Source organism: Luteimonas sp. MC1895, assembly GCF_016457215.1.
Classification (GTDB): Bacteria; Pseudomonadota; Gammaproteobacteria; order Xanthomonadales; family Xanthomonadaceae; genus Luteimonas.
On record NZ_JAEMDY010000001.1, the window covers coordinates 913,078 to 928,472 of the forward strand.

Annotated in this window: 15 protein-coding genes; 7 read left to right on the forward strand and 8 right to left on the reverse strand. The window is 72.8% G+C overall.

Annotated features, from left to right (window positions below):
* Position 1 precedes the first annotated feature (1 nt).
* Positions 2-1,816 (reverse strand): EAL domain-containing response regulator, encoded by a 1,815-nt coding sequence (locus tag JG616_RS03995; protein WP_234446558.1) that lies wholly within the window; start codon positions 1,814-1,816, stop codon positions 2-4.
* 162 nt (positions 1,817-1,978) lie between these two features.
* Complete coding sequence (locus JG616_RS04000) at positions 1,979-2,560, reverse strand: DUF4126 domain-containing protein (protein WP_199360158.1); 582 nt, start codon at positions 2,558-2,560, stop codon at positions 1,979-1,981.
* Positions 2,561-2,647: 87 nt separating this feature from the next.
* Here JG616_RS04000 and JG616_RS04005 point away from each other — a divergent pair, with 87 nt between their 5' ends.
* Genes JG616_RS04005 through JG616_RS04020 form a run of 4 tightly spaced genes read left to right on the forward strand, consistent with a single transcriptional unit; the run spans position 2,648 to position 5,739 of the window.
* Positions 2,648-3,343 carry a DUF6776 family protein gene (locus tag JG616_RS04005; RefSeq protein WP_199360159.1) on the forward strand — a complete coding sequence of 232 codons (696 nt, stop codon included), beginning with the start codon at positions 2,648-2,650 and terminating at the stop codon, positions 3,341-3,343.
* Between the two features lie 31 nt (positions 3,344-3,374).
* Entirely contained in the window at positions 3,375-3,749 is a 375-nt protein-coding gene (gene erpA, locus JG616_RS04010) for an iron-sulfur cluster insertion protein ErpA (protein WP_199360160.1), read from the forward strand.
* Complete coding sequence (gene nudC, locus JG616_RS04015; RefSeq protein WP_199391743.1) at positions 3,746-4,684, forward strand: NAD(+) diphosphatase; 939 nt, start codon at positions 3,746-3,748, stop codon at positions 4,682-4,684. Before erpA ends, nudC begins: the two co-directional genes overlap by 4 nt.
* A gap of 41 nt (positions 4,685-4,725) precedes the next feature.
* On the forward strand, positions 4,726-5,739 hold the full coding sequence (locus JG616_RS04020) for a hypothetical protein (RefSeq protein ID WP_199360929.1): 1,014 nt from the start codon (positions 4,726-4,728) through the stop codon (positions 5,737-5,739).
* A gap of 92 nt (positions 5,740-5,831) precedes the next feature.
* On the opposite strand, the gene JG616_RS04025 is transcribed toward JG616_RS04020, so the two are convergent.
* Complete coding sequence (locus JG616_RS04025; protein ID WP_199391744.1) at positions 5,832-7,742, reverse strand: MFS transporter; 1,911 nt, start codon at positions 7,740-7,742, stop codon at positions 5,832-5,834.
* A gap of 130 nt (positions 7,743-7,872) precedes the next feature.
* On the opposite strand from JG616_RS04025, the gene JG616_RS04030 reads away from it, so the two are divergent.
* From JG616_RS04030 to JG616_RS04040, 3 genes are read left to right on the forward strand one after another with little or no spacing between them, the layout of a single operon-like run.
* Positions 7,873-8,487 carry a LemA family protein gene (locus JG616_RS04030; RefSeq protein WP_199391745.1) on the forward strand — a complete coding sequence of 205 codons (615 nt, stop codon included), beginning with the start codon at positions 7,873-7,875 and terminating at the stop codon, positions 8,485-8,487.
* A 45-nt stretch (positions 8,488-8,532) separates the two neighbouring features.
* The gene (locus tag JG616_RS04035; RefSeq protein ID WP_199391961.1) at positions 8,533-9,423 is read left to right on the forward strand and encodes a TPM domain-containing protein; all 891 of its coding nucleotides are present in this window, start codon (positions 8,533-8,535) and stop codon (positions 9,421-9,423) included.
* Positions 9,424-9,431: 8 nt separating this feature from the next.
* Positions 9,432-9,923: a TPM domain-containing protein gene (locus JG616_RS04040; RefSeq protein ID WP_343224971.1), complete on the forward strand. Its 492-nt coding sequence runs from the start codon at positions 9,432-9,434 to the stop codon at positions 9,921-9,923.
* A 21-nt stretch (positions 9,924-9,944) separates the two neighbouring features.
* Here the strand turns inward: JG616_RS04040 and purD are convergent, their stop codons facing one another.
* The 5 genes from purD to prmA all read right to left on the reverse strand — a co-directional run bounded on the left by purD (position 9,945) and on the right by prmA (position 15,344).
* Positions 9,945-11,231 carry a phosphoribosylamine--glycine ligase gene (purD, locus tag JG616_RS04045; RefSeq protein ID WP_199360165.1) on the reverse strand — a complete coding sequence of 429 codons (1,287 nt, stop codon included), beginning with the start codon at positions 11,229-11,231 and terminating at the stop codon, positions 9,945-9,947.
* Positions 11,232-11,244: 13 nt separating this feature from the next.
* On the reverse strand, positions 11,245-12,828 hold the full coding sequence (gene purH / locus JG616_RS04050) for a bifunctional phosphoribosylaminoimidazolecarboxamide formyltransferase/IMP cyclohydrolase (protein ID WP_199391747.1): 1,584 nt from the start codon (positions 12,826-12,828) through the stop codon (positions 11,245-11,247).
* Positions 12,829-12,895: 67 nt separating this feature from the next.
* Positions 12,896-13,168, reverse strand: a complete 273-nt coding sequence (gene fis / locus JG616_RS04055; RefSeq protein WP_199360167.1) for a DNA-binding transcriptional regulator Fis — start codon at positions 13,166-13,168, stop codon at positions 12,896-12,898.
* Positions 13,169-13,252: 84 nt separating this feature from the next.
* Positions 13,253-14,386, reverse strand: coding sequence for a DUF3426 domain-containing protein (locus tag JG616_RS04060; RefSeq protein ID WP_199391748.1), 1,134 nt, complete (start codon positions 14,384-14,386; stop codon positions 13,253-13,255).
* A 40-nt stretch (positions 14,387-14,426) separates the two neighbouring features.
* Positions 14,427-15,344 carry a 50S ribosomal protein L11 methyltransferase gene (gene prmA / locus JG616_RS04065; RefSeq protein ID WP_199391749.1) on the reverse strand — a complete coding sequence of 306 codons (918 nt, stop codon included), beginning with the start codon at positions 15,342-15,344 and terminating at the stop codon, positions 14,427-14,429.
* Positions 15,345-15,395 lie beyond the last annotated feature (51 nt).

The window sequence follows — 15,395 nt, forward strand, 5'->3', positions numbered from 1 at the left end:
GTCAGAGCACCGAGTGGTGGAAGTCGAAGTCCATTTCGCCCGCGACGTGCTGCACCAGGTTGCCCTGGATGAAGTCGACGCCGCTCATCCACAGCGTGGCGGCCGCCTGCGGATCCTCCACGTGCTGGCCGATCACGCACAGGCCCAGGCGGTGCGCGCGATCGATCGCCTGGCGCATTTCATCGCGCACGGCCGGATCGTCGAGCTTCTGCGAATAGCGTGGTGACAGGCGCACGAAGCCCAGCGGCAGCTGGCCCAGCAGCGCATCCGCCTCGCGTCCCGACTGGTACTGGCCCAGGCACAGCTGCACGCCGGCAGGCACCATCGCATCGCAGAACTCGCGCAGGGCCAGGGCATGGATCAGGGCCTCGTCCTGGCGCACGTCGATCACGATGCGCCCGCCCTCGACGCCATAGGCCGACAGCATGCCGAGCACGTGCTCGGCGTGGCTGTCGCGCGCCAGGCTGCGCGCCGACTGCGAGACGAACAGGCGCACCGGCTTGCCGGCGTCGGCGCGCTGGTGCAGCACGGTCACCGCCAGCTCGAGCACGCGCAGGTCGATGTCGTGCATCAGGTCGGCGGCGTCGGCGGCGGGCAGGAAGTCCGCCGCGGCCAGCAGGGTGCCGTCGGCCTGGCGCATGCGCAGCAGGGTCTGGAACTGGGCCTCTTCGCCGCCGGCCACCGCGACCACCGGCTGGAAGCTGAGCTGGAAGCGGTTCTCGGCCAGCGCCTGGCGCACGGCTTCGGCCATGGCCTGGTCATGGTCGCGCTGGCGCGGCGGCTGGTAGCCGGCGACGGCGGTCGGCTGGGTGCGGGCCTCGCGCAGCGCGCGCTCGGCCGCGCCCAGCGCGCTGCTGGCGTCGCCGTAGCCATGCGCCAGCGAGGTGTAGCCGACGAAGGCGCGCAGGCGCACCGCCTCCTCGTTGACGCTGAAGCCCGCGCGTCCCAGTGCGTCGCGCAGCGCGCGCGCGCTTTCCGGCAGCTGCGCGGCATCGACCTCGGCCGCGTGCACGAGGTAGATGCCGTCGCTCAGGCGCGACACCGCGTTGCCGGTGGCGGCTTCGCCCACGCGCGCCGCGGCATCGGTGAGCAGCTGCTCGAGACCGGTGTAGCCGTAGCGGTCGCGCAGCACGCCGATGCCGGCCACCTCGACCATGTACAGGGCGCCGCGGCCGTCTCCGGGAATCATCGCGTTCAGCCGCTGCAGCATGTGCGAGCGGGTGTACAGCCCGGTGACCGGATGCCGTCCGCCGCCGCTGCGCTCGCTGGCCAGCGTGCGCGCGCGGCGCACGCGGCTCTGCACTGCGGCGATCAGGTGGCGTGGCCGCACCGGCTTGGTGAGGAAGTCGTCGGCGCCGGTCTCCAGCGCTTCGAACTGGCGCTCGGGATCCGGATCGCCGGTGAGGAAGACGATCGGCACGTGCCCGTGCGCGGCGTGGTCGCGGATCAGGTGGGTGAGTTCGACGCCGTCCATGCCCGGCATGTGCAGGTCCATCAGCACCAGGTCCGGGCGGAACGTCTCCAGCGAACCCATCACCTCGCTGGCCACCGAGACCACGGCGGCCTGCATGCCGGCGCCGCAGAGCACGCTTTCGGCAAACAGCGCCTGGCTGAGGTCGTCCTCGACCACCAGCACGCGATAGGGCGCCTCGGTCGTCCCGTCGGCCGCCACTGGCGGAGTCACGGGTGGCGGCGGCGGCTCGGCGGGCGGGAGATCGCTGCGCACGGGTTCCGGAGGGCCGGCGTCGGCCGACCAGCGCCGCCAGTAGTGCGCGGGCGGGAACTCGGCCCGCGCGGGACGGACGGGCGTCGGCACGGCCGTCCCCATGTCCACTGCGGTCCGCGATCCGGGTGCTGCGCTCACTGCGGGACTTCTCCGTCTGGGCAATACGGAGGCCCGGCGCGTGCGCCGCCCCCCGAACGGACAAGCCTACAAGAAACCGCGAGCGGATCGCGCGATGGTCGCGGGGGCGGCCGGTCAGCGTGCCGGCATGGCCGGCCGCCGCCGGAACAGCCGGCGCCAGACCCACCAGAGGGCCAGCGCCAGCAGCAGGCTCAGGGTCAGCGCGATGCCCAGCGCCAGCAGCGGATTGGCCAGGGCGAGTGCCAGCAGGCCGACCGCGGCGACGTCCTCGGTGACCGAGGCGCTCCAGTTGCTGAGCGGTTCGGGCGAGGCGTTGATCAGCACCCGGCTGCCGGCCTTGAGCGCGTGGCTGCCCAGCGCGACGCCGGCGCCGGTGGCGAGCATGCCGGCCGAGAGGTCGCCGTCGGGCGAGAGCGCCGCCGCGGCCAGGAAGGCGCCGGCGGGTACGCGGGCCAGGGTCTGCAGGAAGTCCCAGCCGGAATCGACGCCGGGGATCTTGTCGGTGAAGAATTCCACCAGGGCCAGCACGCCGGAGATGCCCATCACCCAGGGCGATGCGGTGACCTCGAGGGCGGAGGGCAGCTCGAGCCAGCCCATCGCGCCGGCCAGGCCGACGCCGAAGACCGTCAGGTAGACCCGGATGCCGGCCAGCCAGGCCAGCAGCACGCCGGCCGCGAACAGATGGGCTTCGGACATGGCGGCGCTCCGTGGGATGGCACTGGCGCGGAGTATAGGCACGCGGGCGTGGTCCACGCGCCGGGGATCCGGAGTTACCATGCCGGGATGCCCGACTCGCCACCTCCCGAGCATCCGCACCCGCGCCTGCACCTGGTCCTGATGGCCGTGCTGGCCGCCTGCCTGCTCTTCGGCATCTGGGGCGCGTGGACGGTCGCCAACGACGCGGGCGCCAGCGACGAAGGTCCGCTGCGCGCCGAGCTCGACGGACTGCGCCAGGACGTGGCCACGCTGACCCGCTCCGACCAGGTCAGCCGCGAAGCCAACCGCGACCTGCAGCTGATGCTGGCCGAGCGCGACGAGGAGATCTCGGCGCTGCGTGCCGACGTCGCCTTCTACGAGCGCCTGGTCGGCAGCACCAGCCAGCGCCGCGGCCTGACCGTGCACGGCCTGCGCCTGCAGTCGCAGGGCGAGGGCGCCTGGCATTTCACCGCCACCCTGACCCAGACCCTGAACCGGGCGGCGGTGAGCAGCGGCCGCCTGAGCGTCGAGGTCGAGGGCTCGCGCAACGACAGCCTGGAGCGCCTGGACTGGAACGACCTGCGGCAGACCGGCGATGCGCCGGGCATCGACTACTCGTTCAAGTACTTCCAGCAGGTCGAAGGCGACCTGATCCTGCCCGACGGCTTCAAGCCGCTGCGCGTGATCGTGCGCCTGGCGCCGCCGCGCGGGCCGGCCGTGGAGCAGTCGTTCACCTGGGCCGAGGCGACGTCGGCGACGCCACGTTCCGCGCCGGACGCTTGAAGCCCGGGGCGGCAGCCTCCATCCTGATGGCATGAGCACCACCATCGATCTGTCCGCGCCGGGCTACCAGAGCCTGGATCGTCCGCTTGAATTCACCACCGCGGCGGCAGCCAAGGTGCGCGAGCTGATCGCCGGCGAGGGCAATGCCGCGCTCAAGCTGCGCGTCTACATCCAGGGCGGCGGCTGCTCGGGCTTCCAGTACGGCTTCGAGTTCGACGAGGAGCAGGGCGAGGACGACCTGGCGGTCGCCACCGACGGCATGACGCTGCTGGTCGACCCGCTCAGCCTGCAGTACCTGATGGGCGCCTCGGTCGATTACGTCGAGAGCCTGCACGGCGCGCAGTTCACCATCCGCAATCCCAACGCGAAGTCGACCTGCGGCTGCGGCAGCAGCTTCACCGCATGACCCTGCGGCGCGTGGCGCCGTACGCCTTCGTCGAGGCGCCGTTGGACCGCGCCGAGAACCTCCGTGACGACAGCGCCGCGCTGGCCCGGCTGTGGGCCGGCGGCCGCGCGCTGGTGATCGATGCCGAAGGCCGCGCGCGCGCGACCACCGCCGGCGCGCTGCTGGCACCGCCTGCGGCGGAGCTGGCCGAAGGTCCAGGTGACGCGCTGTTCCTCGGGCTGCGCGGCGAGGAAGGCTGGTTCGCGCTGCGCGAGGAAGCGTTGGCGGATGGCCCCGCCGGCACCGCCGACGCAGCCGATACCGCCGCGACGGACGAGGCCGCGGCCGCCCGCATCGACCTGCGCAGCGCCGCGGCGACCTGGCCCGACTTCGAGGCCACCGCCTTCGCCCAGGCGCGGGCGGTGCTGCACTGGCGTGCGCGGCACCGGTTCTGCGGCGCCTGCGGCGGCGCGCTGGCGTTCCGCCGCGCCGGCTGGCTCGGCCACTGCGCCGCCTGCGACCTCGAGCATTACCCGCGCACCGACCCGGTGGTGATCGTCGCGGTCAGCGACGGCGAGCGCCTGCTGCTGGGCCGCGGCCCGGGCTGGGCGCCTCGGCGCTATTCGGTGCTGGCGGGCTTCGTCGAGCCGGGCGAATCGCTCGAGCAGACCGTGGTGCGCGAGGTCTTCGAGGAGTCCTCGGTGCGCGTGCTCGGCTGCGGCTACCTGGGGTCGCAGCCCTGGCCGTTTCCGTCTTCACTGATGCTGGGCTTCGAGGCCGAGGCCGCGCCCGACGTGCCGTACTGCCCCAGCGACGAGCTGGAGGATGCGCGCTGGTTCTCGCGCGACGAGGTCGGGGCCGCGCTGCGCGGCGAGACCGATCCCGACGGCCTGCTGCTGTCGCCGACCATCTCGATCTCGCGCTGGCTGATCGAGCGCTGGCACGCCCGGGCCTGACCGCGCGCGTGGCCCGCGGCCGCCGGCGCTAGAATCGGCGCATGTTCTCGACCCTCTTCGCGGTGGTGGTGGCCCTGGTCCTCGGCCACATGGCGCCGTCCCTGGCGGCGGCCCTGCGCGACTACGGCTGGTTCCGCGCGCTGCTCGACTGGCTCGGGCGGCGGTTCCGCGACGATGGCTTCTGGCGTGGCGGTTGGGGCCTGGCGCTGGCGCTGGTGCCGGTGGTGCTGGTGGTCGGCTTTGTGCAGTGGCTGCTGGATGGCGTCGCCTTCGGCCTGCCGGCGCTGGTGTTCGGCGTGGCCGCGGTGTTCTACGCCTGGGGTCCACGCGATCTCGACGTCGACGTCCAGGCGGTGGTCGACGCGCCGGATGCGGCGTCGCGCGGCGAAGCGCTCGCCCGGCTGCGCCCGGCGGCCGCGACCGGCGCAGGCCACACCCGCGACGAGGTCGGTCGGGTCTTCGTCGCGGCGCTCAGGCGCTGGTTCGGCGTGCTGTTCTGGTTCGTGGTGCTGGGCGCGGTCGGCGCGCTCCTCTACCGCCTGGTGGCCTACGCCGCCGAGGACGAGCCCGCCCTTTACCTGCCCACGGGCACCGTCGCTGGCGCCCGGCGGCTGCTGGCGGTCCTCGACTGGCCGGTGGCGCAGCTGATGGCGCTGTCGCTGGCGCTCGTCGGCAACTTCGACGTGGTGGTCTCGGCCTGGAAGGGCGCCGGCGGCGCCGCCCTGCGCGCCGGGACCGACATGCTGGCGGCCGTGGGCCGCGCCAGCGTGCGCTGGGAGCTGGACGAGGAGGCAGGCGACCTCGCCGCCCATGCCCCGGCTGCCGCGCAGCCCGCCGGGTCGATGAGCGACGTGGCCGCCGTTGCGGCGATGGGCGGCTTCGGCATCGCGCCCGGCGATGCGGACGCGACGCTGCCGGAGCCTCCGGGGGTGGCCGAAGCACTCGACCTGCCCCTGGTCCAGGCGCTGCGCGACGCCATGTCCCTGGTCTGGCGCGTGCTGCTGGCCTGGCTGGCGGTGCTGGCGCTGTTCGTCGTGGCCGGCTGGGTCAACTGACGTTCCTGTAGGAGCGGCTACAGCCGCGATCAGGGCTCGGGGCGGGGCGGCGATCGCGGCTGTAGCCGCTCCTACAGAAGGGTGTCGGAGGGTCAGGGGTTGTCGCCGCGCAGGGCGCGCACCCGTGCCTCCAGCATCGCGGCGTCGGCGGCGGCACCGGGAACCGGTGCCTCGGCCATCACCGCCACGTGGGCGCGGAAGCGGCGCGGCAGGCGCATGCGGGCCATCTGCCCGCTGGCGGCGGCCGCGCTGCGTCGGCTCCACATGCTGCTCCACATGTTGCGCAGCGCCATCGGCACCACCGGCACCGGCCGGCGCGCGAGGATGCGTTCGACGCCGGATTTGAACGGCGCGATCGCGCCGTCGCGGGTCAGTCGCCCCTCGGGAAAGATCAGCACCAGCTCGCCCTCGGCCAGCGCCGCGTCGATGGCGTCGAAGGCGCGCTCCATCATCGCCCGGTCTTCCTTCGGGCTCGCGATCGGAATCGCGCCGGCCGCCCTGAAGATCCAGCGCATCACCGGGATCTGGAAGATCCGGTAGTACATGACGAAGCGCACCGGCCGCGGGATGCTCGCCGCCAGCACCAGCGCGTCCATGTAGCTGACGTGGTTGCAGACCAGGAGCGCCGGGCCCTCGTCGGGCACGTGGCGCTCGATGCCGTGCAGTTCCAGCCGGTACAGCGTGCGCACCAGCAGCCAGCTGACGAAGCGCATCGCGAACTCGGGCACGATGGTGAAGATCCAGGTCGCGACCAGCAGGTTGGCGATCGCCACCGCCAGGAACACCTGCGGGATGCTCCAGCCCAGCACCTGCTGCAGGGCCAGCCCGGTCACCGCCGCGGCGACGATGAAGGCCGCGTTCTGGATGTTGAGCCCGGCAAACACCCGCGCCATTTCCTGCTTCGGCGTGCGGCTCTGGATCAGCGCGAACAGCGGCACGATGAACAGGCCGCAGGAGAAGCCGATGCCGGTGAGGTCGATGGCGATGCGCCAGCCGTTGTCGGCGGCCAGGAATCCGGCGATGTCGAGGCCGGCCTGCGGTGCGAGCCCGCTGCGCGCGAAATAGAGGTCGAGCATGAAGGCGCTGATGCCGAGCGCCCCCAGCGGCACCAGCCCGATTTCCACCGTGCGCGCCGAGAGCTTCTCGCACAGCAGCGAGCCCGTGCCCACGCCGACCGAGAACAGCGCCAGGCCGAAGATGTAGAGGCTGGTCGAACGCTCGGCGGCGCCCAGGTGCAGCTCGGCATAGTTGGGCAGCTGCGCGGTCAGCACCGTGCCCACGAACCAGAACCAGGACACGCCGAGGATCGCGTTGCGCACCGCCGGCGTGCGCCGGGTGAGCGTCCAGATCCGGACCGATTCCGGCACCGGGTTCCAGTTGACCTGGAGCTCCGGCGCGCCGGCGTCGACGCGCGGGACCAGGCGCGCCACCAGGTTGCCGGTGACGGCCAGCGCGATCACCGAGGCCGCGGCCGCTTCCGCGCCCCAGCTGCCCGCGACCTGGAACACCAGGCCGCCGTAGATCATGCCGGCGAGGATCGACAGCGACGTCCCCATCTCGACCAGGCCGTTGCCGCCGGTGAGCTCCTCGGGTTTGAGCACCGCGGGCAGGATCGAATACTTGACCGGCCCGAACAGCGTCGACTGCATGCCGGTCGCGAACAGCGCCACCAGCAGCAGCGGCATGTTGCCGAGCAGGAAGCCGATGCCGGCGAGCGTCATGATCCCGATCTCCATCGCCGTGGTGATCACGATCAGCCGCTGCTTCTCCAGCTTCTCCGCGAACTGCCCGGCGATCGCCGAAAACAGGAAGTAGGGCAGGATGAACAAGGCCGGCGCGAGGTTGGTGTAGAGCGTGCGCTGCCCGCTGTCGACGCCCAGGTAGAACAGCAGGCCGATGATCGCCTGGCGGTAGACGTTGTCGTTGAAGGCGCCCAGCGCCTGCACGGCGAAATAGGGCAGGAAGCGCCGCTCGCGCAGCAGCTGGAACTGTGAGTACGCCATGCCGGTCCCCGTGGATGCGTGGCGAGCCTAGCAGACGCCGGCAACCGGCCCGCGGCGGTGCGGCCTGCCTTCATTGCGCCTTGCGCCGGCCGGTGCTGGAATGCGCGCGTCCACCCCTCGGAGCCCGTCCATGCGCCATCTCGTCCTGCTCGTGCTCGCCCTGATGCTCAGCGGCTGCGGCTACAACCAGATCCAGCAGAAGGACGAGGCCGTCAACGCCGGCTGGTCCGAAGTGCTCAACCAGTACAAGCGCCGCGCCGACCTGGTCCCGAACCTCGTCAGCACGGTCAAGGGCTATGCGGCGCACGAGCAACAGGTGCTGACGGCGGTGACCGAGGCCCGCGCGAAAGTCGGCGAGATCAACGTCGATGCCGGCGATCCCGCCTCGCTGGAGCAGTTCCAGCAGGCCCAGGGCGAGCTGTCGAGCGCGCTGTCGCGGCTGATGGTGGTGGTGGAGAACTATCCCAACCTCAAGGCCGACCGCGGCTTCCTCGACCTGCAGACCCAGCTGGAAGGCACCGAGAACCGCATCGCCGTCGCACGCGGCCGCTACATCCAGCTGGTGCAGGACTACAACATCTATGTGCGCTCGTTCCCGCAGAACCTGATCGCGAAGATGTTCGGCTACGGCCCGCGGCCGAACTTCAGCGTCGAGAACGAACGCGCGATCCAGGAGGCGCCGGCGGTCGACTTCGGTGGGCCCGATCCTGCCGCGACGGCCCCGCAGCCGCAGCCGGCCGGCTGACGGCCGGCCGCGGTGGCCACGGCGCGAGCCACGGCGTCGGTCGGACTGCCGGCCCTGCTGCTGGCGCTCCTGCTCGCCTGCCTGGCATGGGCTCCCGCGCATGCCCAGCCGCTGGCCGCGATCCCGCCGCTGGATTCGCCGGTGGTCGACACCACCGGCACGCTGGAGCCGGCCCGGCGCGCGCAGCTGGAGCGGCAGGCGCTGGACCTGCAGCGGAGCAAGGGCAGCCAGCTGCAGGTGCTGGTGGTCGCGAGCACGCGGCCCGAGACCATCGAGCAGTACGCGCAGCGGGTCTTCGACGCCTGGCGCATCGGCCGCGAAGGCGTCGACGACGCCGTGCTGGTGCTGGTCGCGCGCGACGACCGGCGCGTGCGCATCCAGCCCGGCTACGGCCTCGAAGGCGCGATTCCCGACATCACCGCCGGGCGCATCATCCAGGAATACATGGCGCCTAAGTTCCGCGCCGGCGACTACGGCGGCGGACTGGTCGACGGCACCGCCGTGCTGGTGCGGCTGATCGAGGGCGAGCCGCTGCCCGAACCGATCGCCGACCATCGCGGCCCCGCGCCCGCGGGCGGCGGCAACTGGCTGGGTGCGCTGTTCGCGGCCTTCGTGGCCGCGACCCTGGTGCGCGGCGTGTTCGGGCGCGCACCGGCCGCGCTGCGCGGGCTGTTCACCGGCGGCGCGGCCGGCGGCGTGGCCTGGCTGGTCTCGGCGGCCCTCGGCCTTGGCGGCGCCGCGGCCGTGTTCGGGTTCCTTTACGGGCTGTCGCGCACCTCCGGCGGTCGCTACGTGCGCCACGGTGGCTGGGGCGGGTTTGGAGGCGGTGGCTGGGGCGGCGGGGGATTCGGCGGTGGTGGTGGCGGCTTCGGCGGCGGTGGCTGGTCCGGCGGTGGCGGCATGAGCGGAGGCGGTGGCGCCTCGGGGAGCTGGTGATGGCGGGCGTGGCGCGTCTCTTCCGGCACCTCTTCGCGCCGTCACCGGGTCGCCTGTTCCCTGCTGGTCGCCTGCAGCGGATCGCGGGAGCGGTGGCCGAAGGCGAACGGCGCCACCGAGGCGAGGTCTGCTTCGCGGTGGAGCCTGCATTGCCGGCGTGGCGCGCGCTGCGCGGCCTGACGGCGCGGGAACGCGCGGACGAGGTGTTTTCCGAACTGCGGGTATGGGATACGCAGGCCAACAACGGCGTGCTGGTCTATCTCCTCCTGGTTGACCACCGCATCGAGATCGTCGCCGACCGTGGCCTGGACGGGCTGGTCGCGGACGCCGAGTGGGCGGTCGCGTGCCGGCTGATGGAGGCGCGGCTGCAGGCGGGTGAGCCCGAGGCGGCCGCGATCGCCGGCGTCGAAGCCGTGTCGGAGCTCCTGGCGCGCCACTTCCCGCAGGCGCCCGGTGACCCCGACGAGAACGAGCTGCCCGACCTGCCGCGCCTGCTCTGAGTGCAGGCGCGGCGCCGCGGCTCAGCCGCGTTCGCGCGCGATCGCCCGCCAGCCGATGTCGTGGCGGTGGAACTCGCCGGGCCAGGAAATGCCGGCGACCTCGGCATAGGCGCGCTGCTGCGCGTCGGCCACGCTGTCGCCCAGGGCGCAGACGCAGAGCACGCGGCCGCCGGCGGTGACGGCATGTTCGCCGTCGAGGCGGGTGCCGGCGTGGAAGGCCTTGGTGTCGGCGAGCGGCGGCACGTCGAGGCTGTTGATCGGGTCGCCCAGGCGCGGGGTCGCCGGGTAGCCTTCGGCCGCCATCACCACGCCCAGCGCGGGCCGCGGATCCCAGTCGGCCACCGCGGCGTCGAGCGTGCCATCGATGCCGGCTTCGACCAGCGCAGCGAAGTCCGAGCGCAGGCGCATCATCACCGGCTGCGTCTCCGGATCGCCGAAGCGCACGTTGAACTCGATGACTTTGGGCGCGCCGTCGGCGTCGATCATCAGCCCCGCGTACAGGAAGCCGGTGAAGGGCGCGCCGTCGGCGGCCATGCCGGCGACGGTCGGCTCGATCACCTCGCGCATGATCCGCGCATGCACGTCGGGCGTGACCACCGGCGCCGGCGAATAGGCACCCATGCCGCCGGTGTTGGGACCGGTGTCGCCGTCGCCCACGCGCTTGTGGTCCTGGCTGGTGGCCATCGGCAGCGCGGTGCGGCCGTCGACCATGGCGATGAAGCTGGCTTCCTCGCCGTCGAGGAATTCCTCGACCACCACGCGCGCGCCCGCCTCGCCGAAGGCGTTGCCGGCGAGCATGTCGTGGAGCGCGGCCTCGGCCTCGTCCATCGTCATCGCCACCACGACGCCCTTGCCGGCGGCGAGGCCGTCGGCCTTGACCACGATCGGCGCGCCATGTGCGCGCACGTGCGCCAGCGCGGGTTCCAGCTCGGTGAACACCGCGTAGTGCGCGGTCGGGATGCGGTGGCGGGCGAGGAAGGCCTTGGCGTAAGCCTTGCTGCCCTCGAGCTGAGCGGCCGCCGCCGTCGGTCCGAAGATCCGCAGGCCGGCGGCGCGGAAGCGGTCGACGATGCCGGCCACCAGGGGCGCCTCGGGCCCGACCACGGTGAACGCCACGCCCTCGCCGCGCGCCAGCGCCAGCAGGCCCTCGATGTCGGTCGCCGCGGTGGCCACGTTGCGGCAACTCGCCTCGACCGCCGTGCCGGCATTGCCCGGCGCGACCAGCACCTCGTCGACACGCGGCGACTGCGCCAGCTTCCACGCCAGCGCATGCTCGCGCCCACCCGAACCCACGACCAGCACTTTCATCGTCCGCTCCGCCTCAATGCCGGAAATGCCGGATGCCGGTGAACACCATGGCGATGTCGTGTTCGTCCGCGGCCGCGATCACTTCCGCGTCGCGCATCGAACCGCCCGGCTGGATCACCGCGCGGATGCCGGCTTCGGCCGCCGCGTCCAGCCCGTCGCGGAACGGAAAGAACGCGTCCGACGCCATCACCGAGCCCTCGACCACCAGCCCCGCGTCGGCCGCCTTGATGCCGGCGATCCGCGCCGAATACACCCGGCTCATCTGCCCGGCGCCGACGCCGACCGTGGCGTTGTCCTTCGCGTACACGATGGCGTTCGACTTGACGTACTTCGCCACCCGCCAGGCGAACAGCAGGTCGCGCAGCTCGGCCGCGCTTGGCGCGCGCTCCGACACCTGCTTCAGCTCTCCGGTGGTCATCCCACGGTTGTCGGCCGCCTGCATCAGCAGGCCCGAGCCGATGCGCTTGCTGTCGAACAGGTTGCGGCCCTCGCCCGGCGGGATCCGCAGCACGCGCACGTTGGCCTTCTTCGCGCAGTACGCCAGCGCATCGGGCGCGTAACCCGGCGCGATCAGCACCTCGACGAACTGGCGGTCGAGGATCGACTTGGCGGTCGCAGCGTCCACCGGCACGTTGAAGGCGATGATGCCGCCGAAGGCCGAGGTCGGGTCGGTGGCGAAGGCGCGCTCGTAGGCCGCGCCGCCATCGGCCGCGGTGGCGACGCCGCAGGGGTTGGCGTGCTTGACGATCACGCAGGCCGGAGCGTCGAACTGGCGCACACACTCCCAGGCCGAATCGGCGTCGGCGAGGTTGTTGTACGACAGCTCCTTGCCCTGCAGCTGGGTGAAGGTCGCCAGCGTCCCCGGCACCGGGTACAGGTCGCGGTAGAAGGCGCCGGACTGGTGCGGGTTCTCGCCGTAACGCAGGTCCATCACCTTGACGAAACTGGCGTTGACCTGCGCCGGATAGTCGCCGCGCACGGGCACCGCGGCCGACGCGTCGCCGATCGCCGACAGGTAGTTGCCGATCGCGGCGTCGTACTGCGCCACGCGGTTGAACGCGGCCACCGACAGCGCGAAGCGTGTGGCGGCCGACAGCGTGCCGTCGTGGGCGCCCAGTTCGTCGACGATGCCGGCGTACTGCGCGGGATCGGTCGCCACGGCCACGCGGGCGAAGTTCTTCGCCGCCGAGCGCAGCATCGCCGGCCCGCCGATGTCGATGTTCTCGACCGCCTCGGCCAGGCTGCAGCCGGCCTTCGCGGTCACCGATTCGAAGGGATACAGGTTCAGCACCAGCAGGTCGATGGCGCCGATGCCGTGCTCGGCCATCACCGCCTCGTCGATGCCGGCGCGACCGAGGAGTCCGCCGTGCACCACCGGGTGCAGGGTCTTGACCCGGCCGTCCATCATCTCGGGGAAGCCCGTGGCGTCGGCCACGTCGCGCACCGCGAGCCCGGCCTCGCGCAGGGCGCGCGCGGTGCCACCGGTGGACAGCAGCTCCACGCCGCGCGCGGCGAGGACGCGGGCGAGTTCAACCAGTCCGGTCTTGTCGGACACGGACAGCAGGGCCCGGCGCAGGGGCAGGCGATCGGTGGTCATTGCGTGGGAAAGGCAGCGGGGAAACCGCGATTATACGGCGCGGGGGCGGACCGCCCGGGCGGCCGGATCAGACGATGTCGTAGTCGCGCAGCTTGCGGCGCAGGGTCGCGCGGTGGATGCCGAGCATGGCCGCGGCACGGCTCTGGTTGCCTTCGCAGTGGTTCAGCACTTCGACGAACAGCGGGATCTCGAGCTCGCGCAGCGCGATCAGGTAGAGGTTTTCCGCATCGCAGCCGTCCAGGTCGCGGATGTAGCGGCGCACGGCGGTGGCCACGTGCTCACGCAGCGGCGCCCGCTGCGTGCCGCGGGGCTGCGGCTCGTTGGTGTCGGCGGCGTTCAATCGGACCCCTGGACCTGCTCGCGCCTGGCGCGCGAAGGCGACCGAGTCTAGCGCGACCGCCTCGCCGCTGCCATCGGCCGGGCCTCAGCGGAAGTCGAAGGAAAAGCCGACCGCGCCCGGTGCGGGCTCCAGCACGTCCATGCGGATCACCGCGCCTTCGCCGCTCTCCAGCAGCGCGGCGGGCGGCTCGCCGCCGAGGTATTCGGCGGGCAGGAAGGCGCGCGCGCCCAGTGGCCGGCCGTCGATGTCCGACAGCGTCAGCACGACCTCGGGCCAGGGCTGGGCCCAGGCGGCCTGGTTGCGGAAGCTCGCGACGATGCGCAGTGCACCCGGCGTTCCGGGATGCGGACGCACGTCCCGCTCGAGCAGGGCGAACGCGGCCGGCTCGCGCCAGGGCGGCAGGCTGCAGCGCAGCACGCTGCAGGCACCAGCGACCAGCGGCCGCCAGCCCGGATCGGCGGCCAGGCGCGCGCGGTCGGCGAGTAGCCACTGCAGGCCGAGCAGCAGGGCCAGCGCGGTGATCGCGGCGGGCAGCCACCCGCGGCGGCCGGCCGGCGCATCGGCAGAGCCCGGCGTGCGGCCACGGGCGAAGCTCGGCGCCGTGCGGCGCGGGCGCGGGGCGGTCCCCGTCGTTGCCGTTGCTGTCGTCGGCGCCGTCGGGGTGTGCGCCGGAGTCTCTCCATGCACCGGAGGTGCCTCTGGCACCGACACCGACCGAGCGGCAGGGGCCGACGCGACCGGTTCCGTCGCCGGCGGCCCGACGGGCGAACTGCCCGCCCCGTCAGAGCCGTCCGCATGTGATGCAAGGGCCGCAGGCGCCACGGCCGCAGTTGTTGAGCCTGCGAGGGCAGGGTCCGCATTGGCAGGGTCCGCAACGACAGAGTCCCTGCTGGCCGGGTCCACGGTGGCAGGTTCTGCCACCACGATCACGGGTGCGGGCGTGTCCTGCAGCAGGTTCGCGATCGAGATCGCCGGCTGCGCGGCGCGGTCCGCGGCGGGATCGGCGGCACCGCCGCCGTCGACCGCGTCATCCAGGTTGCCGAACGCTTCGGCCATCGCCGCGGCCACGCCGCTGCGGGCGTCGTCGGCGGGCTCGCGCAGGGCCGCCCCGGGCGCCCCGCGCAGCTGCGCCGCGCAGCGCGGGCAGCGTTCGGGCGGCAGGTCGGTCACCGGGTCGGTGGCGACCAGTCCGCGGCAGAACGGGCAGTTGACGAACATGGCGGCTATTCAAGCACGCGCCGCGCGCGCGCGGCAGCGCTCAGCCGCGGCGGATGCCGTCAATGCGAACCCAGTCACCATCGACCTCGACCCGCAGTTGCTCGAACCACTCGCCATAGCGCGCAAGCAGCGGCGCCTGCTGCCCGTCGAGGATGCCCGAGAGCGCGAGCCGTCCGCCCGGCGCCACGCATCCGGCGATGGTGTCCGCCAGCGTGTCGAGCGCGGCGGCGAGGATGTTCGCCACCACCACCGGCCACGTACCGGCCGGGGCGTCACCGGGCGCGTGCACCGCCATCCGCGCGTCGACGCCGTTGCGCTGGGCATTGTCGGCCGTGGCCTGCAGGGCCTGCGGGTCGTTGTCGATGCCGGTGGCGTGTGCGGCGCCGAGCTTGAGCGCGGCCAGCGCGAGGATGCCGCTGCCGCAGCCGAAATCGAGCACGCGCACGCCGTCGAGCATGCCGTCGCCGGCGAGGCCGTCGAGCCAGCGCAGGCACAGGGCGGTCGTGGGGTGGGTGCCCGATCCGAAGGCCAGCCCCGGGTCCAGCCGCACCACGGCCGCATCGGCGCCGGTGTCGGCCGGCAGGTCGCGGTTCCAGGGCACGATCCAGGTCCGCCGGCCGAAGCGCAGCGGCACGTACTGGTCCATCCAGGCCCGCTCCCAGTCCTGGTCCTCGACCTTGCGGAAGGAGGCGCGGCCCCAGTCCAGCCCGGGATCGAAGCTCTCCAGCGCGGCGAGCAGCAGCAGGGCGTCGGCGTCGTGCGGAAACAGCGCGGTCAGGGTGATCGAGGCCCACAGCGGCGTCTCGCCCACGCCGGGCTCCAGGATCGCGTCTTCGTTGCGGGTGCCGGCGTCGGCGTCGAGCATGGTCACCGCCAGCGCGCCGACGTCGTCGAGCGCGTTCTCGTAGCGGGGCTGCTCGGATTCGCGGCAGTGCAGGGTAAGTTCGAGGAAGGGCATCGCGTGTCGGTCGGCCGGGGAGGCCTGCATGGTACCGGCAGCGCGTCACGC